This is a genomic window from Sphaerotilus sp. (assembly GCF_013299175.1).
Taxonomy (GTDB): Bacteria; Pseudomonadota; Gammaproteobacteria; order Burkholderiales; family Burkholderiaceae_C; genus Sphaerotilus.
Map to the genome: position 1 here is coordinate 1 of NZ_JAAFKF010000073.1, position 21,230 is coordinate 21,230.

The following is a 21,230-nucleotide window of genomic DNA, read 5'->3' on the forward strand; positions in this document are numbered from 1 at the left end:
CCACCTGCAGCCGCCCCACCAGCCACACCACCGCCAGCGTGCAGCCCACCGCGATCCACCCGCCCCGCGCATAGCCCTGCACCAGTCCCTGCCCATCCCGCCAGATCAGCAGCCCGCCGACCAGCGACGCCACCCCCATTGCGCCGGACTGCATCGCGTTGTTCAGGCTCATGAACGCCCCCCGCGAGCGCGGCTCGACCGCCGAGGTCACCAGCGCCATGCCCGGCACCATCCGCCCCGACACCAGCACGAAGAACAGCGTCGTCACCACCAGCACCTCGGCCAGCGCGGTCATGCCCCAGTGCCCGAGCTGCGGCAGGGCCAGGATCGGCGCCAAGGCCAGCAGCGCCACCAGCCGCAGCGTCTGCACCTTGCCCCAGCGGTCGGCGAGTTGCCCCAGCAGTTGCGAGCTGATCAGCGTGACCAGACCGCCGACGAGGTAGATCATCGGCACCTGCGCCGGGGTCAGGCCGAGGTTGGTGGTGGTGAACAGCGTGATGTAGGGAATCATCGTGAAGCTGCTGAACACCATCAGCACCGTCAGCGCGAACGCCCGCCAGTGGTTGCGCACGCCGAGCACCGCCCGCAGTTGCTGCGCCGTGCTGCTCTGGCGGTCGCGGGCCGCGAGGTGGCCGGTCATGCGCGGCACCAGTCGGCTCGCGGCCAGCCAGATCAGCACCGACACCGCTGGCAGCGCAAGGAAGGGCGCGTGCCAGCCATGTCCGTTCGCCAACCACAGCGACGCCGGCACGCCCGCCACCGTCGCCATCGAGAACGCCGACATCACGACGCCCATCGCCGCCCCGCGCCGCTCGAACGGCACCGCATCCGCCACGATGGTCTGCACCAGCGACCCCAGCACCCCGCCGAACAGCCCCGCCGCCACCCGCGCCGCCATCAGCGTGTGAAACGTCGGCGCCAGCCCGCACGCCAGCGTCGCCACCGCCAGCCCCGCGAACAGGATCAGCAGCAAGCGGCGGCGCTCGAAGCGGTCGATGTAGGTCGTGGCGGCCAGCCCGGACGCCCCCGCCGCCAGCGTGTAGGCGGAGATCAGCAGCCCGAATTGCGCGTCGCTGATGCCGAAGATCCGCGTGAGCTGCGGTCCCAGCGGCATCATCAGCATGAAATCGACGACGTTCATGAACTGGATCGCGGCGAGGGTCAGCAGCATCACGCGTTCGCGGCGCGGTGTCAGGGGAAACGTCGAAGAGGGTGTGTCGGGCATCGGTTGTCCATTCGGGATGACCCGAGAGTGTGCCCAAGTTCGCAGTCCGGCGCAGGCCGGGTGCTATCATCGCGCCCGCCCTGCGTTGCCGCAAAAGGGTGAAAACACCATTGAAATCAACGACTTGTCACCAGACACCATGGTACCGCGGCGATGCGCCTGAATTCGATCAAGCTCTCGGGCTTCAAGTCTTTCGCTGACGCGACGCATTTCCAGTTGCCGGGCCAGCTCGTCGGCGTCGTCGGGCCGAACGGCTGCGGCAAGTCGAACATCATGGACGCCGTGCGCTGGGTGCTGGGCGAGTCCAAGGCCAGCGAGCTGCGCGGCGAGTCGATGCAGGACGTGATCTTCAACGGCTCCGGCAACCGCAAGCCCGCCAGCCGCGCCAGCGTCGAACTCGCCTTCAGCAACGACGCCGGACGGGCGGGCGGCTCGTGGAACCAGTACGCCGAGATCGCCGTCAAGCGCGTGCTCACCCGCGACGGCAGCAGCACCTACTACATCAACAACCAGCCGGTGCGCCGCCGCGACGTGCAGGACGTGTTCCTCGGCACTGGTCTGGGCCCGCGCGCCTACGCCATCATCGGCCAGGGCACGATCAGCAAGATCATCGAGTCGCGGCCGGAGGAGCTGCGGCTGTTCCTGGAGGAGGCGGCGGGGGTGTCCAAGTACAAGGAACGCCGCCGCGAGACCGAGCACCGCCTGAAGGACACCCGCGAGAACCTGACCCGCGTGGACGACATCCTGCGCGAGTTGACGACCAACCTCGACAAGCTCGAAGCGCAGGCCGCGGTCGCGCTGCGCTACCGGGCGCTGCAGGACACGGGCACGCTCAAGCTGCACCAGCTCTGGTTCCTGAAACACCGCGATGCCACCAGCGAGCGCGAGCGGGTCCGGCTGGCCGAACTGGCGGCGACGAACGCGCTGGAGTCGCGGATCGCCGAGTTGCGGCATGTCGAGGCCGAGCAGGAATCGCTGCGCCAGTCGCATTACGACGCCAGCGACACGCTGCACGCCGCGCAGGGTGCATTGGCCGAAGCGTCGATGCAGGTCAGCCGGCTGGAGGAGCGCATCCGCCACGTCGTCGATGCTCGCCAGCGCGGGTTGCAGCGGCAAGCCGAGATCGCTGCGCAGACGCAGCAATGGACGCTGCGCCGCGAGCACGGCGAGGCCGAACTGGAGACCTTGGCCGAACAGCTCGCCGAGGCCGAGGAGCAGGGCGAAGTGCTCGCTGCGCAGGTCGAGGAGCAGTCACTGGCGCTGCCCACCGCCGAAGACACGCTGCGCCAGGCCAGCCAGCGTGCCGCCACGCAACGCACCCGCGCCAGCGAGGTGCAGCAGCAGATCCAGGTGCTGGCCGCGCAGTCGCGCCACCTCGACGAACGCAGCCGGGAGCTTCAAACCCGCCGCGAACGCCTGTCCACCGAACGCCGCCAGCTCGGCACGCCCGACGACCACCGCCTCGATGACCTGCGCGCCCAGCTTGCGCGGGCGCAGGAGGTGCAGGAACTTGCCGATGCCCGGTTGCACGAGCTGTCCGACCTTGTGCCGGCGCTCGACGAGCAGCGCCGCAGCCAGCAGAGTGCGGCCAATGGCGAATCCGCCCGCCAGTCGGCGCTGACGGCGCGGCTCGACGCGCTGCGGGCGCTGCAAGAAAAGGTGCAGACCGAGGGCAAGCTGCGGCCCTGGCTGGCGCGGCACGGACTGGAGGGCTTGCAGGGGCTGTGGCGACGCATCCACATCGAGCCGGGCTGGGAGACGGCGCTGGAGTCGGTCCTGCGCGAGCGGCTGCAGGCGCTGGAAGTCGGCCGCATCGAGACCGTGCGCGGCTTCGATCTGGACCCGCCGCCGGCCAAGCTCGCCTTCTATTCCCCGCCGACCAGCGCCATCGCCAACACGCACCGCACGCTGCCGCGGTTGACCGACCTGCTGCGCGTGGGCGATCCGGGGCTGATGGCGCTGCTCAACGACTGGCTCGAAGGCGTCTACACGGCGGCGAATGTCGAGGACGCTCTGGCGCTGCGCAGCCGGCTGACGCACGGCGAGCTGATCCTGACGCCGGCGGGCCATGCGGTGAGCGCCTACGCGGTGAGCTTCCACGCACCGGATTCGGCGCAGGCCGGGATGCTGGCACGGGCGCAGGAGATCGAGAACCTCGAAACGCAGGTCCGCGCCCAGGCCCTGATGGCCGACGAAGCCCGCAGCGCGCTGGTCCGCGCCGAAGCCGCCTGCACCGACGCGGCGCAGCGGCTGGCCAGCGCCCGCCGCGACGCCGCCGACAGCCAGACGCGGGCGCACCAGTTGCAGGTCGAAGTCCTGCGTCTGACGCAGCAGGCCGAGCAGGTGACGCGCCGCCGTGACCAGTTGGATGCCGAACTGGCTGAGGTCGATGCGCAGCTCGAAGACATCGAAGAGCGCCGCATGACCGGCGAGGCGCGTTTCGAGGAACTCGACCTGCAACTCGCCACCGAGCAGGAGCGCCACGCCGAGCTGGAAGACGCCGTGATCGCGGCCGAGCGCCGTCTGGCGGACGCCCGCGAGCAGCTGCGCAGCCTGGAGCGCACGGCGCAGGAGGCGCAGTTCGCAGCCCGTGCGCTGCTGGCCCGGCGTGGCGAGCTGCAGCGTGGACTCGAAACCGCCGCGCAGCAGTTCACCGTCAATGAACGCGCCCTGGAACAGCTCGCCGCCGAACTCGCCGGGCTGGACGACGCCGCGGCCGACGGCGGGTTGCAGGAGGCGCTGGCGCTGCGGGTCGAGCGCGAGCAGGCGCTGGCGGCGGCCCGGCAGGCGTGGGATGAACTCTCGCAGCAGATGCGCCGCGCCGACGAGCAGCGGGTGTCCTTCGAGCGCAGCCTGCAGCCGCTGCGTGACGAGATCACCAAGCTCCAGCTCGAAGCCCAGGCCGCGCAGCTCGGCGGGGCGCAGTTCCTGGAGCAGTTGCAGGCAGCAGCGGTCGATCTGGACGCGCTGGCCGCCGGCATCGAACAGGACGGCGTGCGCCTGCACGGGCTGCAAGGCGAGATCGACCGCATCCAGCGGGAGATCAACGCGCTGGGGGCCGTGAACCTGGCCGCACTCGACGAACTCGGCACCGCCCGCGAGCGCAAGCAGTTTCTCGATGCGCAGGTGGCCGACCTCACCGAGGCGATGCAGACGCTGGAGTCGGCGATCCACAAGATCGACCTCGACACCCGCGACCTGCTGAAAGCCACCTTCGACCAGGTCAACGAGGGTTTCGGGCGCATGTTCCCGAGCCTGTTTGGCGGCGGACAAGCCCGGCTCGTGATGACGGGCGACGAGATCCTCGATGCCGGTGTGCAGGTCATGGCCCAGCCGCCCGGCAAGAAGAATTCGACGATTCACCTGCTTTCTGGTGGCGAAAAGGCGCTCACGGCGATCGCGCTGGTGTTCGCGATCTTCCTGCTGAACCCGGCACCGTTCTGTCTGCTCGATGAGGTGGATGCGCCACTGGACGACGCCAATACCGAGCGGTATGCCCGTCTGGTCCGCGAAATGTCATCCGGAACGCAGTTTCTTTTCATTTCGCACAACAAAATTGCGATGGAGATGGCCGAGCAATTGATCGGCGTGACAATGCAGGAACAGGGTGTGTCGCGCATCGTCGCGGTGGACATGGAAGCAGCCGTCTCGCTGGCTGCGCTACCGTGACCTGTCGTGCCGGGTTGCCGGCGGCGCACCGTTCAGGCCATGACCAGGAACCCGAGGTCCGATGAATTCTTTGCAAGTTTGGCTGGCCATCGTCGGCGGATTGGTGCTCGCCGCAGTCGTCGGGCATGGCGCCTGGCAGACCCGCCGTGTCGGGGGCAAGACGCGCTCACCCAAACCCACCCCCAAAGAGGCGCCCGCGCCGTCCTCGACCCCCACCGCGGCGGTGCCGCTGGCCTACCAGGAACCGAGCTTCGACGCCGATTCAGCGCCGACCGAGCCGATTCCGCTGGACCACTTGCCCGCCCCCGAGCGCGCTGCGTCGATTGAGCAGCGGCTGGCCGATGTGCCCGCGGCGCTGAACGTGCTGGCGCGCCGCCCTGTCGCCGTGGCGCGCATCGATGCGCTGCTCGACGCCGTGGCCTTGCTGGTGCCGGAGCAGCCCTTGGGCGGGGACGCCGTGCTCGCGCACTGGCCCCCGTCCCGCCGGGCGGGCGGAAAACCGTTCCTGATCGAGGGCTGCCGCAGCGACTCCGGTGTCTGGGAAACCCCGGTGGCCGGCCACACCTACCGCACATTACGCGCGGGGCTGCAACTCGCCAACCGGCTGGGCGCGGTCAACGAGATCGAGTACTCGGAGTTTGTCCAGATCCTCCAGCGGTTCGCCGATGCGCTGTCGGCTGCCACCGAGTTCCCGGACATGCTGGACGTGGTGGCCCGTGCGCGGGCGCTGGACCGCATCGCCGTTCACCACGACGCCCAGCTCGCCATGCGCCTGACCACCCGCCAGAGCCAGGGCCAATGGCCGGTGAGCTGGATCCAGCAGCACGCGGCGCGGCATGGGTTCGTCAGCGGGCCGGTGCCAGGGCGGCTGGTGCTGCCGGGCCGGGGGGATGACGCGCCGCCGGTGCTGGCGCTGGTGTTCGATGCGCAGGCGGCGTTGGCGGACGACCTGGACCAGTCCTGGGTGGCCGAGATGGCGCTGGTGTTCGATGTGCCGCAGACGCCGCAGACCGAGCAGCCCTTCAATGCCTGGTGTGCGTCGGGTCAGGCGCTGGCCATGTCCCTGGATGCCAACGTCCACGACGACGAGGGCCGCCCGCTCAATGCCGAAGCCTTCACGCTGATCCGCGAGGATCTGGACGGGCTGTACGCCAAGCTCACCGAGTTTGGTTTGCCCGCCGGGTCGCCTGCGACACGGCGCCTGTTCAGCTAGAACTCTGCACAGGGCGCGCCTACACTGGCGCGCATGTCGCAAACCGATCTGTTTTCCGCTCAGCCGCCAGTCCCGTCGCCCGCCGATCTCGCCGATGCCGCGGCGGAACAAGCCGCTGCACTGCGGCTGCAACTGCACCACCACGCCCACCGCTACTACGTGCTCGACGCGCCGGAAATCCCCGACGCCGAGTACGATCGCTTGTTCCAGGCGCTGCAGGCCATCGAGGCTGCGCACCCCGCGTTGCGCACCCCGGATTCACCGACCCAGCGCGTGCTCGGGCAGGTGCTCGATGGGTTCGCGTCGGTGCGCCACACGGTGCCGATGCTCAGTATCCGCACCGAGACGGACACGGAACCTGCGGGTGCCGTGGCCTTCGATGCCCGTGCTCGGCGTGAGCTGGGGCTGGGCGAGGAGGCGCCGCCGCTGCGCTATGCCTGCGAGCTGAAGTTCGACGGGCTGGCGATCAACCTGCGCTACGTGGACGGTGTGCTGGTGCAGGCCGCCACCCGTGGCGATGGCGAAAGCGGCGAGGACGTGACACAGAACATCCGCACCATCGGCCAGATTCCACTGCGGCTGCAGCAGTGGCAACGCGGCGAGGTGGCGGGCGCGCTGCCAGCGGTGCTGGAGGTGCGCGGCGAGGTCTACATGCGCCGCGGTGCCTTCGACCGCCTCAACGAACGCCAGCGCGAGCGCATCGCCCGCGGCGACAAGGGCGAGAAGACCTTCGTCAACCCGCGCAACGCCGCCGCCGGCGCGGTGCGGCAACACGATCCGGCACTGGCAGCGGAGCGTCCGCTGAGCTTCTTCGCCTATGGGCTGGGCGACGTGCAGGGCTGGGCCTTGCCGGCCACGCACAGCGGCGTGCTCGACGCGCTGGACGCCTTCGGGCTGCCGGTGTGTGCCGAGCGGGCGGTGGTGGAGGGCGCTGGCGGGCTGGCCGCGTTCCACCAGCGCGTGGGGGCGCAGCGGGATCAACTGCCCTTCGACATCGACGGCGTGGTCTACAAGGTGGACGACCTGGCCTTGCAGCGGCAGATGGGGTTTGTCAGCCGCGAGCCGCGCTGGGCGGTGGCGCACAAGTACCCGGCGCAGGAGCAGATGACCACCGTGCGCGAGATCGATATCCAGGTCGGCCGCACCGGCAAGCTCACGCCCGTGGCCAAGCTGGAGCCGGTCTTCGTCGGCGGCACCACGGTGAGCAACGCCACGCTGCACAACGAGGACGAGACGCGCCGCAAGGATGTGCGCGCGGGCGACACGGTGATCGTGCGGCGGGCGGGGGACGTGATCCCGGAGGTGGTGGGTGTGGTGCTGGAGCGCCGGCCGGCGGAGGTGGGCGAGCCGTTCGATCTGTACCAGCGCCTGGGGGGCCATTGCCCCGTCTGCGGCAGCGACATCGTGCGCGAGGAGGGGGAGGCGGACTGGCGCTGCACGGGTGGCCTGTTCTGCCCGGCGCAGCGCAAGCAGGCGCTCCTGCACTTCGCGGGTCGGCGCGCGATGGATGTCGAGGGGCTGGGCGACAAGGTGGTCGAGCAGCTCGTGGACGCGGGCCTCGTGCGGACGCTGCCGGAGCTGTACACGCTGGGCGTGGCCAAGCTCGCCGCGCTGGACCGGATGGGCGAGCGCAGTGCGCAGAACCTGGTCGAGGCGCTGGAGAAGAGCCGCCACACGACGCTGGGGCGCTTCCTGTACGCACTCGGCATCCGGCACGTCGGTGAATCGACGGCCAAGGCGCTGGCGCGGCATTTCGGGGGCATCGATCGCCTGGTGGACGCCAGCGTCGAGCAGCTCACCGAGGTGGCCGATGTCGGGCCGGTGGTGGCGCAGAGTCTGCGCACCTTCTTCGACCAGCCGCACAACCGCGAGGTGGTGGAGCGGCTGCGGGCGGCCGGGGTGGACTGGCCGGAGAGCGACGGGGTGCCGAGTGCCGAGGTGCTGCCGCTGTCGGGCCTGACGCTGGTGCTGACCGGCACGCTGCCGACCTTGGGCCGGGATGCGGCCAAGGACTTGATCGAGGCGGCGGGGGGCAAGGTCAGCGGTTCGGTCTCGAAGAAAACGCACTACGTGGTTGCGGGGGCCGAGGCGGGGTCCAAGCTGGAAAAGGCTCAGTCGCTGGGCCTGTCGGTCTTGGATGAGGCGGGATTGCTGGCCTTGCTCGGGGGTGTTGCACCGCAGTCCGCAACACCTGATTTGACTTAATCGGCAATAGTACAAATGTTCAATTGATGACCACCTGAATGAAGGGTGTGTTCGGCAGATCGCGGGTTCCAGAATGTGTTTCATCGGGTGGAAGGATCCGCCGGAAAGCGTCTGCGCATGCATGTGCCGCAGGCGCATCTGGTGAGACTGCCCGGTGCGACGAAACCTAAACCTATAGAGCGTGGAAGCGATGCTGAACAAGACAACTCGACTCCTGGGGCTGGTGGCCCTGGGCGTGCTGACAGGGTGCGGTGGAGGAGGCGGCAGCAGCAGCACGCCAGCGACACCCGCGGAAGCAACGGCTTCCGTGATGACCAAGCTGCAAACCGGTGGTGCCTTGCTGGCGCTGGACCGCTCCACCACCGTGGCGGGAGCGGATGCCAACGGCGACGGTGTACGCGATGACGTGACGACCTGGATCGGCACCCAGGGCTACACCACGGACGTGTCGAAGGCCGCGGCCCAGTTGGCCAAGGCTTACCAGACCGTGCTGACCCTGACGCTGACGGACGATGTGGCGGTGCGCGCCGCGCGACTGGCCTCCAGCGATGCAGTGGAATGCATCATGCAGAAGGCGGCGTCGATCGACGCTGGCTACAAGGTGGTGGCCGATCTGCGCCGCGTGACCGTCAACACCGACGCCCGCGTCAAGGCGTATCTCTCGTATGTCGAGCTGGTCAACGACACGGTGGCCCGCGCACCCCAAGGAGACGGCTGTGTTTGATCGCCGCAATGTCCACACCCTCATGCGCCCGCTGACGGGCACCGCCCTGGCCCTCCTGGCTGCCAGCACGCTGGGCACCGCGCAGGCTGCATCGACCATCTGCGAGCCGGATGGTGGCTATGTGGTGGCCTATTACAACGGCACCTTCGCGATGCCCGAGGATGCCGATGCACAGCGCGCCGCGCTGCGCATCTCGCGCCATGGCAAGTACACCGGTGTGGTCGAAACCGCCACCACCAAGGCGAGCAAGGCCGAGCCGGTGCGCTACGAAACCTTCTACAGCACCGCGGGCACGGCCAGCGGAACGACCGAATCGCGTTTCCAGGGGCTGGCCGGTGAATACCGCAAGCTGCTGGACGGCGCGCTGACGCAGCACTGGGAGTATTTCTGGGACATGGCTGGGGGCAATGTCCAGAACTGGTCGGTACTGGCCGCGAAGTCGGCGGATGCCCGCTTCCTGGCGATCACCGCGGCCTACCCAGCCACCGTGGCCAGCCTGGCTGCCAAGGCCAAGACCGATCTGGATGCGGACCTGAAGGTCAACACCACGCTGGCGGCGCGTCAACTGGCGCGTGCCCAGGCGCTCTACACCGAGCGCCAGAAGCTGTTGATGGTGGGCTACTCGCAGGGCATGCTGTTCGCGGACAAGGCATTCGCAAAACTGGGATCGCCGACCGACAGCACGGTGGTCAAGCAGGAAATCACCGCCGTGCCTGCCACGACGCTGCAGTCTTCGCTCACGACCAACATGGCGGCGCTGAACATCCCGACCCCCACCAGCAACCAGGGCTTCTTCACGGCAACGCTGTCGTGGGCGGTTCCTGCGGTGGCGGTGGGCAAGGATGCTGCGGGCAACGATATCCAGAACGACTTCGACCTGCAGGTCATCGAGCCATCTGGCGACTATGTCCACTTCACCGACACGGGTGACGTGGGCAAGGGCGGTGGTGGCTCGACGCTGATCGGTTCCTCGGGCTTTCTGGATGCGGACAGCCGGACGGTCGGCCCGGAGCACTACTACGCTTCTTGTGACGAAACCAAGCTGCGCACGGGCAACTACTGGGTGGCTGTGACCAAGGTGCGCGCACCGGTCCCGGTGCAGACCTTCGTGACCTTGCAGATCGCGTTCGCCAAGTCCGGCGAGGTGTACACCCGAACCTGGAACTACAACGATGTGCCGGGTTTCATCCAGAAGGACAAGCTGACGTTCCCTGTCCGGGTCACGGTCAAGCAGGCAGCAGATGGCAAATGGACGGCGGACATCGTGCCGTATGAGCCTGCCGCGACGTATGCGTTCACGCTGAACCCGGTCTGATTCCGGTTCCTCCATGCAAAGGGCCGCAGCAACCGCTGCGGCCCTTTTGTTTTTTTGGTTTCTTTTGGCTTCTTTTCGCTGCTTGAATGCTGGGATGTTTCAGAGTTCCTGAGCGAGCGCCCGTGCCACCCCCAGCAGCGCCGGTGACACGCTGGCATCGATCACGAACACCGGCATCTGCGCCAGATAGTCGCGGAAGCGTCCCTTGGCTTCGAACCGCTGGCGGAAGTCAGAGCGATCGAATGCCTCTCCCAGCCGTGGCACGATCCCGCCGCCGATGTAGACCCCCCCCAGTGCCCCCAGCGTCAGCGCCAGATTGCCCGCCACGCTGCCCAGCAGCGCACAGAAATGCGCCACCGCCTCGGCGCAGCGCGTGCAGGTACCGGCCAACGCGCGTGACGTGACATCGGCCGGACTGAGCGCCTCCGGTGTCGCACCACCGAGCGTGCAGACCGCGTCATACAGCGCCACCAGACCTGCGCCGCTGATGGCCCGCTCCGCAGAAGCATGGCCATACCGCTGGTCTAGCAACGCGATCAGCGCCGCCTCGCGTTCCGTGGTGGCCGGCAGCGTGACATGACCGCCTTCGCCCGCCAGCGCCACCCACTGCCCGCCCGCCGGCACCAGCCCCGACACCCCCAGCCCCGTGCCCGGCCCGATCAGCGCGATCGCCGCCTGCGCACGCGCCGCGCCACCGCCGACCTGCCGCAACTCATGCGGCTGCAGCGACGGCAGGGACAGCGCCAGTGCCGTGAAATCGTTGATCACCACCAGCCGCTGCAGGCCAAGCTCCGCCTGCATCGCCGAGATCGAGAAGCCCCAGTGGTGGTTGGTCATGCGCAGCTCGTCGCCCGTCACCGGGTTGGCGATGCCCATGCCCATCGAGCCCGGCTGGCCGAGACCGCTGGTCGAGAGGTAGGCGCGCACGGCGTCGGCCAGCGTCGCGTAGTCGGCGGCGGGCAGCGTGGCGACGTGGTCGATCGCGGCACCGTCATGGGCGATCCAGCCGAAGCGGGCGTTGGTGCCACCGACATCGGCCACGAGGCGGGGAAAGGGTGAGCGCAGGGTCATCGCGTGAGGGGTGCCTGAAAGTGGCAGCGGCGCGCATCGTAGCGCGCCGCTGGTTTCTCGCCTACTGCAATCCGTCAGTCGGCGAGGCGCTTCTGGCTCTCGGCGTCGAACAGGTGAACGTCCTGCGTCCCCCAGGCGAGTTTCACCTGATCGCCGACCTGGTGCAGCACCTTGCCCGGTGCGCGCACGACCAGCATCCCCGCCGCGGTCTGGACGCTGACGTAGGTTTCCGGACCTGTCGGCTCCAGCATCGTGATCTCGCCGGCCACGCCGGTCGCGCCGCTGTCCGCGAAGCTCAGCGCCTCGGGACGCAGGCCGTAGATGAGCTTCTGGCCCGGCTTGACCGCGGCCCGCTGCGCCGCGCTGACCGGCAGCGCCACGCCATGGGCGACCACCCCTTGCGCGCTGCCCTGCGCCTGCACCATGTTCATGGCCGGCGAGCCGATGAACTCGGCGACGAACACCGTGGCCGGGCGGGCGTAGATGTCGTCCGGCGAGCCGAACTGCAGCACCACGCCGTCCTTCATCACGGCGATCCGGTCGCCCAGCGTCATGGCTTCGACCTGGTCGTGGGTCACGTAGACGGTGGTGGTTTTGGTGCGCTGGTGCAGCAGCTTGATCTCGGCGCGCATCTCGACGCGCAGCTTGGCGTCGAGGTTGGACAGCGGCTCGTCGAACAGGAACAGCAGCGGATCACGGGCCAGTGCGCGGCCCATCGCCACACGCTGGCGCTGACCACCGGAGAGCGCGCCCGGCTTGCGGTGCAGCAGGTGCTCGATCTGCAGCATCTTGGCCACGCGGGCCACGGCCTTGTCGCGCTCGGGCTTCGGCACCTTGCGCATCTCCAGACCAAAAGCGATGTTCTGGGCCACGTTCATGTTCGGGTAGAGCGCATAGCTCTGGAACACCATGGCGATGTCGCGGTTCTTCGGCAGCTCGTGTGTGACATCGCGGTCACCGATGTGGATCGTGCCCGAGGTCGGCGAATCCAGGCCGGCGATCATCGACAGCAGCGTCGATTTGCCGCAGCCGGACGGCCCGACCAGGATCAGGAACTCGCCCTTGTCGATCTCCAGGTCGATGCCCTTGAGGATGTTCGTCTCGCCGTAGCTCTTGCGGACGTTGCGGATGGAAAGTGCGCCCATGATGGAGTAATTCCTCTTAACCCTTGACGGCGCCGGCGGTCAGGCCACGCACGAAATATTTGCCAGCAACGACGTAGACGAACAGCGTCGGCAGCGCGGCGATCATCGCGGCGGCCATGTCCACGTTGTATTCCTTGACCGAGCTGGAGGTGTTGGCCAGGTTGTTCAGGCCCACCGTGATCGGCTTGGAGTCCGCGCCGGAGAAGACGACGCCGAACAGGAAGTCGTTCCAGATGTTGGTGAACTGCCAGATCAGCGTGACGACCAGGATCGGCGCTGACAGCGGCAGCACGATGCGCCAGAAGATGCGGAAGAAGCCCGCGCCGTCCAGCATGGCCGCCTTGATCAGCTCGTCCGGCAGGCTCAGGTAGTAGTTGCGGAAAAACAGCGTGGTGGACGCCAGCCCCATCAGGACGTGGACGCAGACGAGGCCCCACACCGAGTCCGACAGCCCGATCCAGCCCAGCACCTGCGACATCGGCAGCAGCACCACCTGCAGCGGCATGAACACGCCGAACAGCATGAAGGAGAACAGCAGCTCGCTGCCCTTGAAGCGCCACTTCGTCAGCACATAGCCGTTGAGCGCCCCCAGGGTGGTCGAGATCGCCACCGCCGGGATGATCATCGACATCGAGTTCCAGAAGTAGGGCTGCAGGCCGCCGCAGTCGGTGCCGGTGCAGGCGGTGGACCAGGCTTTGCCCCAGGCGGTGAAATTCAGCCCGGCCGGCAGCGACAGCAGGTTGCCATTGCGGATTTCGGCCATGTCCTTGAGCGACGTGGCCAGCATGACGTAGAGCGGCAGCAGGAAGAAGACCGCGAACAGCCCCAGCAGGGACCACAGGACCAGTCGGTTGAGGTGGTGTTTCATGGTGTCAATCCCGTTCAGCGGTCACGCGAGCGCAGCTCGCTGTAGAGATACGGCACGACGATCGCGGCCACGGTCGCCAGCATCACGGTCGCCGAGGCAGCGCCGAGGCCGATCTGGCCACGGGTGAAGGCCATCGTGTACATGAAGGTCGCCGGCACGTCGGTTGCGAAACCGGGGCCGCCTGCAGTCAGCGCCATCACGAGGTCGAAGCTCTTGATGGCGATGTGCGCCAGCACCATCAGCGTGCTGAAGAACACCGGCCGCATGCTCGGGATCACGATGCGCCAGTAGATGCGCGGCAGCGAGGCGCCGTCGATCTGGGCCGCCTTGATGATGGAGTCGTCGATGCCGCGCAGGCCCGCCAGGAACAGCGCCATCACGAAGCCCGCGCTCTGCCACACGCCGGCGATGACGACGGTGTAGATCGCGTAATCGGGGTTCACCAGCCAGTCGAAGCTGAAGTTCGGGAAGCCCCAGCCGTGCATCAGGTGCTCGATGCCCAGGCCGGGGTTCAGGATCCATTTCCACGCCGTGCCCGTGACGATGAAGCTCAGGGCCATCGGGTAGAGGTAGACCGTCCGCAGCACGCCTTCGGCGCGGATCTTCTGGTCCAGCAGGATCGCCAGCAGCAGGCCGACCGCCATCGACAGGCCGATGAACAGCGTCGAGAAGAGGCCGAGGTTCTTGAGCGCGACCATCCAGCGTTCCGACGCGAACAGCGTCACATACTGCTGGAAGCCGATGAATTCGTAGTTCGGCAGCAGCCGCGAAGCGGATACCGACAGGTAGCCGTTCCAGGCGATCAGGCCGTAGATGAAGAGGAAAGAGAGGAGGAAACTGGGCGCCAGAACGATCCGGGGCAGCCAGTGGTCCAGACGCGCAGCGGCGCTAGGGGAGGCCATGTGTCGTGTGTCCCGCAGGTGAAAACGAAGCCACCGGCGGGTTGAGGGCCGGTGGCTGGGGGTGGGCAGCCGCGGAGCTGCCGGTGGACTTACTTGGTCTGTGCGGCCGTGGCGATCTTGGCCATGGCTTCAGCGGCGGTCATCTTGTCGCTGTTCCAGAACTGGCTGACGGCGTCCTGGATCGCGCCGGCTGCGGCCGACGGAACCGCCATGCCGTGGGCGACGGACGGCACCAGCGCGCCGGTCTTGGCCGTCTCGACGAAGTCCTTGGACGACAGCTTGGCGCAGTCGTCGAACTTGCTCAGGTCCATGTTCAGGCGAACCGGGATCGAACCCTTGTTCAGGTTGAACACTTCCTGGAAGTCGGTGGACATGATCGCGGCGGCCAGGTCCTTCTGGGCCTTGACGTTGGCGTCGTTCTTCAGCTTGAACATGGCGAACGAGTCCACGTTGAAGGTGAAGGACTTGGCGGTGCCCGGCGCGGCGGCGCAGACGAAGTCCTTGCCCGGCACCTTGCCGGCGGCGACGAACTCGCCCTTGGCCCAGTCGCCCATCAGTTGCATGCCGGCTTCGCCCTTGATGACCATCGCGGTCGCCAGGTTCCAGTCACGGCCCGGGGCGTTCTTGTCGGTGTAGTCATGCACCTTCTTGAACGTGGTCAGCACCTTTTCCATGGTCGCGCTCTTCAGCGAAGCCTGGTCCAGTTGCACGAGGGCCTTCTTGTAGAACTCGGCACCGCCGACGCCCAGCGCAACGCTCTCGAACGTGGTGAAGTCCTGCCAGTTCTGGCCGCCGTGGGCGACGGGGATGATGCCGGCCTTCTTCAGGGCTTCTGCCGCGACGAAGAACTCGTCCCAGTTGGTCGGCACCTTGGCGCCGGCCTTCTTGAAGGCTTCCGGGTTGGCCCACAGCCAGTTCACGCGGTGGACGTTCACCGGAGCGGCGATGTAGTTGCCCTTGTACTTCATGACATTGGCGACCACCGGGGGCAGCAGGCTGTCCCACTTCTCGGCCTTGGCCACGTCGTCGATGTTGGCGAGCACGCCTTCAGCGGCCCACTCCTGCAGGGACGGGCCCTTGATCTGGGCTGCGGCCGGGGCGTTGCCCGACACGACCCGCGACTTCAGCACGGTCATGGCCGAATCGCCACCACCGCCGGCGACCGCGAAGTCCTTCCAGGTGTGGCCCTTGCCTTGCAGCGTGGCCTTCAGTGCGGACGCGGCCTTGGCCTCGCCGCCCGAGGTCCACCAGTGCAGCACCTCGACTTCACCGGCTTGCGACAGGCCAGCAACGGTCAGGCCGGCAACGAGGGCCAGCAGGGTGCGGGCGGGACGGGTCATCTCCAACTTTTTCATATGCACTCCGGGATCAAAAACGGTGGTGGGTGAGAACAGACCCGAAGATTAATATTGCTTTAAAAAATTAACACTAGGTGAAACCCCTGACTTCCTGCGGCAGCCGCACCTGGACCCGCAGACCGTGTGGCTGGAGCGACTGCAGGCGGACACGGCCCCGGTGCCGCTCGACGATCTCCTTGACGATGGCCAGCCCGAGCCCACAGCCCCGTCCCTCGTTCGTGCCCCGGAAGAAGCGGTCGAACACCTGCTCGTGCAGTGCCACCGGCAGTCCCGGCCCGGTGTCATCGACCTCCACCAGCGCCATGTCCGGCTGATCCGGGTCGGGCCGCACGCGCACGGTGATCTCCGTCCCGCGCCCGGCATAGCGTATCGCGTTGTCGATCAGATTAACGATGGCTTCACGTATTAACAGTGCATTGCCTTCGATCGTGAGGGGTGGCGGCCGCGGCGCGTCGTCGGGTGCGTCTCCGCCGTCCAGCCCCAGGTCGATGCCTTCGCCGAGCGCCCGCGGCACCATCTCGGCCGCCAAGTCCTGCACCAGCCGGCGCAGGTCGAAGCGGCTGCGGCCGAGCGTGGCCAGCGACTCCGGCTCGGCACGGGCCAGGGTGAGCAACTGGGTGACGAGGTGGGCGCTGCGGGCTGCGCTTTCGCGCACCCGTTCGAGCCGGGCACGCAGGGCGGGGTCGGTGGCTTCCTTGAGGGCGAGTTCGGACTGGCTTTTCAGGCCGGCCAGCGGGGTGCGCAACTGGTGGGCGGCGTCGCTGATGAAGCGGCGCTGCTCCACCACCGATGCATGGACGGCGGCCAGCAGCGTGTTGACCGCCACCGCCAGATCGCGCACCTCTTCGGGGGCGGACTGCAGTTCGATGGGCGCGAGGTCGTTCGGCCCGCGTCCGCTGACCGCCTCGCGCAGCCGCGCCAGCGGCGCCAAGCCGGTACGCACCCCCGCCCACACCAGCGCCGACATCGCCAGCACCAGCACCGACAGGGGCAGCACCGTGTCGATCAGGATGCTGCGCGCCAGGGCCTCGCGGCTGACCCGGCTCTTGGCGACCTGCACCAGCATGCGCCGCTGCAGGCTTGGCTCGCCGTAGTCGAGCAGGATGGCCGCCACGCGCACCTGCACGCTGCCGCCGCCGGGTGTGTCCACCTGCCCGTCGTAGAAGGTGGGGCGGTCGGGGTAGAGCGCGTCGGCGGCGCTGGGCGGGGGCAGCTTGTGGTTGCCCAGGATGAACTCGCCCGGCGGGCTGCTGACCATGTAGTAGACGCGGTCGTCCGGGTCGGCTTCGATGATGTCCTTGGCCGCGCGCGGGAAATCCACGAACAGGCCGCTGTCGATCGGCTTGACCTGCCGGGCCAGCGCACGCGAGGACAGGTACAGGCCATGGTCGTTGGCGCGGTCGGCATAGCGCACGGCGACGTTGTAGGTCACGGCCGCCGCCGCCAGCCACAGCACCAGTTGTGGCAGCAGCAGCCACGTCAGCAGGTGCCGACGCAGCGAGCGGCCGACCGGCGAGACCGCCGGCAGGCGCTGGATCAGGGGTTGGAGCAGGTTCAGCATGGCCGCGCAGTGTCGCCGCGAAGGCCGCTGCGGGGAAGTGCTGTCCGTCAGTCCTGCGTTTCGAGCAGGTAGCCCAGTCCGCGCACGGTTCGGATGCCTACGCCCGAGCCTTCGAGCTTGCGGCGCAGGCGGTGGATGTAGACCTCCAGCGAGCTGGGGCCGCCGCTCTCGGACACCTCGGTGGACCACGCCTGCGCGATCTGCTCCTTGGTGATGACCTTGCGGCGTTGGCTGAGCAGCAGGTCCAGCAGCAGCCATTCGCGCGGCGAGAGGTCGATGGCCTGTCCGGCGATCGTGACACGGCGGGCGTCGCGGTCGAACTGGAGCTGGCCGACCACCAGCGCATCGACTGGCTCCGGTGGCGCGCCGGCTGGGAGGGGGGGCTGGCTGCGGCGCAGGACAGCCCGGATGCGCGCTTCGAGTTCGGGGAAATCGAAGGGCTTGGTGAGGTAGTCGTCGGCGCCCGCGTTCAGGCCGGCCACGCGGTTGTGCAGGCCGTCGAGCGCCGTGAGGATGAGCAGCGGCATCCCCGGCTTGGCCAGCCGCACCCGCTGCACCACCGTCAACCCGTCCACCAGCGGCAAGCCGATGTCGATGATGCCCACGTCGAACGCCTGCCGCGTCAGCAGGTACTCCGCCACCGCCCCGTTGTCGGCGACCTCGACCTCGAAGCCGGCGGAGCGCAGGTTGGCGCCCAGCGCGTCGGCGAGGATGGCATCGTCTTCGGCGAGCAGGGCGCGCATGGGGCGGGCTGGCGTCAGGCGTCCGCGGAGCCGACCATGACGTGGCTGAAGCCGCCGTCCACGTAGGTGATCTCCGCCGTCATGCCCGCCGCCAGGTCCGACAGCAGGAAGGCGGCGACGTTGCCCACATCGTCGATCGTGACCAGCCGGCGCAGGGGGGCGTTGGCCGTGAAGATGGCCATGAGCTTGCCGAAGTCCTTGATGCCGCTGGCGGCCAGGGTCTTGATCGGGCCGGCCGAGATGCCGTTGACGCGGATGCCTTGCGGGCCGAGGTTGGACGCCAGATAGCGCACGCTGGCTTCGAGCGACGCCTTGGCCAGCCCCATGGTGTTGTAGTGCGGCACGACCCGCGCAGCACCCAGGTAACTCAGCGTCAGCAGGGCACTGCGCTCGCGCAGGCGGGGCAGCGCAGCCTTGGCCATTGCCGGGAAGCTGTAGGCGGAGATGTCATGCGCGATGCGGAAGGCTTCGCGGCTCAGGCCGTCGAGGAATTCGCCGGCGATGCACTCGCGCGGCGCGAAGCCGATCGAGTGGACGAAGCCGTCGAAGCCTTCGGGCCAGGCTTGACCGAGGTCGTCGAACATGCGCTGGATCTGCTCGTCGCTGCCGACATCGCAGTCGTAGATCAGCGTCGAGTCGAACTCTTGCGCGAATTCGGTGGTGCGGTCCTTGAAACGCTCGCCGACGTAGCTGAACGCCAGTTCGGCGCCTTCGCGGTGGCATGCCTTGGCAATGCCGTAGGCGATCGAGCGATTCGACAGCAGACCGGTGATCAAAAGGCGCTTGCCTGCGAGAAAACCCATGGACTCTCCGAGAGGTAGATCAGTGTTTCAGTGTTCTGAGCAACGGATTCTCGCACGCGCTGGACTGTCCGGTGTAGGGTGGTTGCCCATGTGCCCGCTGTCGGGTATCATCGCGTTTTCGCTAAAACGCTGAATGGGCGGAGGAATCCAGCCCATTTTTTTTGCTTGAACCGCCGCAAGGCACCGGAAGGAGCGCGGCAGCCGGCTGGCGTGACGACGTGGACACCCTTGGGTGTTTGCCGTGGTTGCGCCGCTAAGAGGCTGCCGTTTGTACTGCATTGATGAATTGGCAGCAGGCTGTCGAACGCACCGTGACCGGATTGGGCTACGACCTCGTGGATTGCGAGCGTGGCCTTCGGGGGTTGCTGTGCGTTTACATCGACCGAATGCCCGGTGTCGTTTATCCGACCGGGCCGGGCGAATTCGTTACCGTGGAAGATTGCGAGCAGGTGACCCGCCAGCTCCAGCGCGTGCTGGAAGTGGAGGGTTGCGAATACGAGCGGCTCGAAGTGTCTTCCCCGGGTCTGGATCGGCCGCTCAGGCGGCTGGACGCCTTCGTGCGATTTGCCGGATCGGAAATCGATCTGACATTGAAGGTGGTTTTCCAGGGGCGCAAGAAATACCGCGGCGTGTTGCGCGTGGTGGGCGACGACCCTGCTGCAGGTCTCGAACTGGTTTTCCATGAAGGTAAGGAAAGCCACGTGCTGGGGTTTGTGCTCGATGAAGTCCGCGATGCCCGGCTCGTGCCGGTGGTGGATTTCAAGGGGCGCAGCCGGCGAGATGCGGCGGCGGGCGGGGCGACACAGGAATCCGGAGGTCACGAAGAATGAACCGCGAACTGTTGATGCTGGTGGATGCGATCTCGCGTGAGAAAAACGTGGATCGTGAAGTCGTGTTTGGTGCCGTCGAATTGGCACTGGCATCGGCCACCAAGAAACTCTATGAAGGCGAAGTCGATATCCGCGTCGCGATTGACCGCGAATCGGGTGCCTACGAGACTTTCCGCCGCTGGCATGTGGTGCCGGACGAAGCGGGTCTGCAGCAAGCGGAAGCCGAGATCCTGCACTTCGAGGCCAAGGAGCAGATCGATGACATCGACGTGGGCGACTACCTCGAAGAGTCGGTCGAGTCCGTGCCCATCGGCCGGATCGGCGCGCAGGCGGCCAAGCAGGTCATTCTGCAGAAGATCCGCGATGCCGAGCGCGAGCAACTGCTGAACGATTTCCTGTCGCGTGGCGACAAGATCTTCACCGGCACGGTCAAGCGTCTCGACAAGGGCGATCTCATCATCGAGAGCGGTCGTGTCGAAGGGCGCCTGAAGCGCAGCGAGCTGATCCCGAAGGAAAACCTGCGCAGCGGCGACCGCGTGCGGGCCATGATGGTCGAGATTGATCCCACGCTGCGCGGCCCGCAGATCGTGTTGTCGCGTTCGGCCCCGTCCTTCATGGTCGAGCTGTTCCGCCAGGAGGTGCCCGAGATCGAGCAGGGCCTGCTGGAGATCAAGAGCTGCGCCCGTGATCCGGGTTCGCGTGCCAAGATCGCCGTCGTGTCCTACGACAAGCGGGTCGATCCGATCGGCACCTGCGTCGGCGTGCGCGGCTCGCGGGTCAACGGCGTGACCAATGAACTCGCCGGCGAGCGGGTGGACATCGTGCTGTGGTCGGAAGATCCGGCCCAATTCGTGATCGGTGCGCTGGCGCCGGCGAATGTCCAGTCGATCGTGGTGGACGAGGAAAAACACGCCATGGACGTGGTGGTGGACGAGGAAAACCTCGCCATCGCCATCGGCCGCGGCGGCCAGAACGTGCGGCTCGCCTCCGAGCTGACCGGCTGGCGCATCAACATCATGACCGCCGAGGAATCGGTGGCCAAGCAAGCTCAGGAGAGCGACGGCATCCGCAAACTCTTCGTCGACAGGCTCGACGTGGATGAAGAGGTGGCCGATATTCTGATCGCCGAAGGTTTCACCAGTCTCGAAGAAGTGGCGTATGTGCCGCTCCAGGAGATGCTGGAAATCGAATCCTTTGACGAAGAGACGGTGCAGGAATTGCGGACCCGCGCCAAGAACGTGCTGTTGACGATGGAAATCGCCAAGGAAGAGCGCGTCGAGGAAGTCACCCAGGACTTGCGCGATGTGGAGGGGGTGACCCCCGAACTGGTCGCCAAGCTGTCCGAAGGCGGTGTCCACACCCGCGATGATCTTGCCGATCTCGCCGTGGATGAGCTGACGGAGATGACGGGCATCGACGAAGCGGCGGCCAAGGCCCTGATCATGAAGGCCCGTGAACACTGGTTCACCGCCTGAACGCTCACTCTGTCCGACCCGACCGCACACGACGCACGTCCCAAGGAAACAAACACATGGCTGTGACCACCGTTGCCCAGTTCGCTGCCGAACTCAAAAGTTCGGTATCGACTGTGCTCGAGC

General features: G+C 67.3%; 16 protein-coding genes. 7 read left to right on the forward strand and 9 right to left on the reverse strand.

What is annotated here, in order from left to right:
- Positions 1–1,225: MFS transporter (locus QZW52_RS13055; RefSeq protein WP_293999531.1), on the reverse strand; the 1,225-nt coding region annotated here is incomplete at its 3' end.
- 153 nt (positions 1,226–1,378) lie between these two features.
- Here QZW52_RS13055 and smc point away from each other — a divergent pair.
- The 5 genes from smc (at position 1,379) to QZW52_RS13080 (ending at position 10,351) form a co-directional block, all read left to right on the forward strand.
- A complete protein-coding gene (smc, locus tag QZW52_RS13060; protein ID WP_293999534.1) occupies positions 1,379–4,894 on the forward strand; it encodes a chromosome segregation protein SMC in 3,516 nt (1,171 codons plus the stop codon).
- 61 nt (positions 4,895–4,955) lie between these two features.
- Positions 4,956–6,107: a cell division protein ZipA C-terminal FtsZ-binding domain-containing protein gene (locus tag QZW52_RS13065; RefSeq protein ID WP_293999537.1), complete on the forward strand. Its 1,152-nt coding sequence runs from the start codon at positions 4,956–4,958 to the stop codon at positions 6,105–6,107.
- A gap of 33 nt (positions 6,108–6,140) precedes the next feature.
- Positions 6,141–8,312: an NAD-dependent DNA ligase LigA gene (gene ligA / locus QZW52_RS13070; protein ID WP_293999539.1), complete on the forward strand. Its 2,172-nt coding sequence runs from the start codon at positions 6,141–6,143 to the stop codon at positions 8,310–8,312.
- A 310-nt stretch (positions 8,313–8,622) separates the two neighbouring features.
- Complete coding sequence (locus QZW52_RS13075; RefSeq protein ID WP_293999541.1) at positions 8,623–9,036, forward strand: hypothetical protein; 414 nt, start codon at positions 8,623–8,625, stop codon at positions 9,034–9,036.
- A complete protein-coding gene (locus QZW52_RS13080; protein ID WP_293999544.1) occupies positions 9,029–10,351 on the forward strand; it encodes a hypothetical protein in 1,323 nt (440 codons plus the stop codon). The genes QZW52_RS13075 and QZW52_RS13080 overlap by 8 nt, the downstream gene beginning before the upstream one ends.
- Before the next feature lie 99 nt (positions 10,352–10,450).
- Here the strand turns inward: QZW52_RS13080 and QZW52_RS13085 are convergent, their stop codons facing one another.
- From QZW52_RS13085 to fabI, 8 genes are all read right to left on the reverse strand, one after another.
- Positions 10,451–11,422, reverse strand: coding sequence for a glucokinase (locus QZW52_RS13085; RefSeq protein WP_293999546.1), 972 nt, complete (start codon positions 11,420–11,422; stop codon positions 10,451–10,453).
- Between the two features lie 74 nt (positions 11,423–11,496).
- Positions 11,497–12,567 carry an ABC transporter ATP-binding protein gene (locus tag QZW52_RS13090; RefSeq protein ID WP_293999549.1) on the reverse strand — a complete coding sequence of 357 codons (1,071 nt, stop codon included), beginning with the start codon at positions 12,565–12,567 and terminating at the stop codon, positions 11,497–11,499.
- A gap of 16 nt (positions 12,568–12,583) precedes the next feature.
- Positions 12,584–13,435, reverse strand: coding sequence for a carbohydrate ABC transporter permease (locus tag QZW52_RS13095; protein WP_293999552.1), 852 nt, complete (start codon positions 13,433–13,435; stop codon positions 12,584–12,586).
- 14 nt (positions 13,436–13,449) lie between these two features.
- Entirely contained in the window at positions 13,450–14,337 is an 888-nt protein-coding gene (locus QZW52_RS13100; RefSeq protein ID WP_293999556.1) for a carbohydrate ABC transporter permease, read from the reverse strand.
- An 89-nt stretch (positions 14,338–14,426) separates the two neighbouring features.
- Positions 14,427–15,677, reverse strand: coding sequence for an ABC transporter substrate-binding protein (locus QZW52_RS13105; protein ID WP_434738335.1), 1,251 nt, complete (start codon positions 15,675–15,677; stop codon positions 14,427–14,429).
- A gap of 88 nt (positions 15,678–15,765) precedes the next feature.
- Positions 15,766–17,256 carry a sensor histidine kinase gene (locus QZW52_RS13110; protein WP_293999561.1) on the reverse strand — a complete coding sequence of 497 codons (1,491 nt, stop codon included), beginning with the start codon at positions 17,254–17,256 and terminating at the stop codon, positions 15,766–15,768.
- Between the two features lie 47 nt (positions 17,257–17,303).
- Complete coding sequence (locus tag QZW52_RS13115; RefSeq protein WP_293999564.1) at positions 17,304–17,999, reverse strand: response regulator transcription factor; 696 nt, start codon at positions 17,997–17,999, stop codon at positions 17,304–17,306.
- A 14-nt stretch (positions 18,000–18,013) separates the two neighbouring features.
- Positions 18,014–18,802: an enoyl-ACP reductase FabI gene (fabI, locus tag QZW52_RS13120; protein ID WP_293999566.1), complete on the reverse strand. Its 789-nt coding sequence runs from the start codon at positions 18,800–18,802 to the stop codon at positions 18,014–18,016.
- A gap of 281 nt (positions 18,803–19,083) precedes the next feature.
- Between fabI and rimP the strand changes: the two genes are divergently transcribed.
- Both rimP and nusA read left to right on the forward strand, forming a co-directional pair.
- A complete protein-coding gene (rimP, locus tag QZW52_RS13125; protein ID WP_293999569.1) occupies positions 19,084–19,632 on the forward strand; it encodes a ribosome maturation factor RimP in 549 nt (182 codons plus the stop codon).
- A complete protein-coding gene (gene nusA, locus QZW52_RS13130) occupies positions 19,629–21,107 on the forward strand; it encodes a transcription termination factor NusA (RefSeq protein WP_293999572.1) in 1,479 nt (492 codons plus the stop codon). The genes rimP and nusA overlap by 4 nt, the downstream gene beginning before the upstream one ends.
- Positions 21,108–21,230 lie beyond the last annotated feature (123 nt).

Coding starts and splice junctions, on each gene's coding strand:
- rimP (WP_293999569.1), top strand. CDS start 19,084: ATGAATTGGCAGCAGGCTGTCGAACGCACCGTGACCGGATTGGGCTAC.
- QZW52_RS13100 (WP_293999556.1), bottom strand. CDS start 14,337: ATGGCCTCCCCTAGCGCCGCTGCGCGTCTGGACCACTGGCTGCCCCGG.
- ligA (WP_293999539.1), top strand. CDS start 6,141: ATGTCGCAAACCGATCTGTTTTCCGCTCAGCCGCCAGTCCCGTCGCCC.
- QZW52_RS13110 (WP_293999561.1), bottom strand. CDS start 17,256: ATGCTGAACCTGCTCCAACCCCTGATCCAGCGCCTGCCGGCGGTCTCG.
- nusA (WP_293999572.1), top strand. CDS start 19,629: ATGAACCGCGAACTGTTGATGCTGGTGGATGCGATCTCGCGTGAGAAA.
- QZW52_RS13090 (WP_293999549.1), bottom strand. CDS start 12,567: ATGGGCGCACTTTCCATCCGCAACGTCCGCAAGAGCTACGGCGAGACG.
- QZW52_RS13075 (WP_293999541.1), top strand. CDS start 8,623: ATGACCAAGCTGCAAACCGGTGGTGCCTTGCTGGCGCTGGACCGCTCC.
- QZW52_RS13065 (WP_293999537.1), top strand. CDS start 4,956: ATGAATTCTTTGCAAGTTTGGCTGGCCATCGTCGGCGGATTGGTGCTC.
- smc (WP_293999534.1), top strand. CDS start 1,379: ATGCGCCTGAATTCGATCAAGCTCTCGGGCTTCAAGTCTTTCGCTGAC.
- QZW52_RS13085 (WP_293999546.1), bottom strand. CDS start 11,422: ATGACCCTGCGCTCACCCTTTCCCCGCCTCGTGGCCGATGTCGGTGGC.
- QZW52_RS13115 (WP_293999564.1), bottom strand. CDS start 17,999: ATGCGCGCCCTGCTCGCCGAAGACGATGCCATCCTCGCCGACGCGCTG.
- QZW52_RS13105 (WP_434738335.1), bottom strand. CDS start 15,677: ATGACCCGTCCCGCCCGCACCCTGCTGGCCCTCGTTGCCGGCCTGACC.
- QZW52_RS13095 (WP_293999552.1), bottom strand. CDS start 13,435: ATGAAACACCACCTCAACCGACTGGTCCTGTGGTCCCTGCTGGGGCTG.
- fabI (WP_293999566.1), bottom strand. CDS start 18,802: ATGGGTTTTCTCGCAGGCAAGCGCCTTTTGATCACCGGTCTGCTGTCG.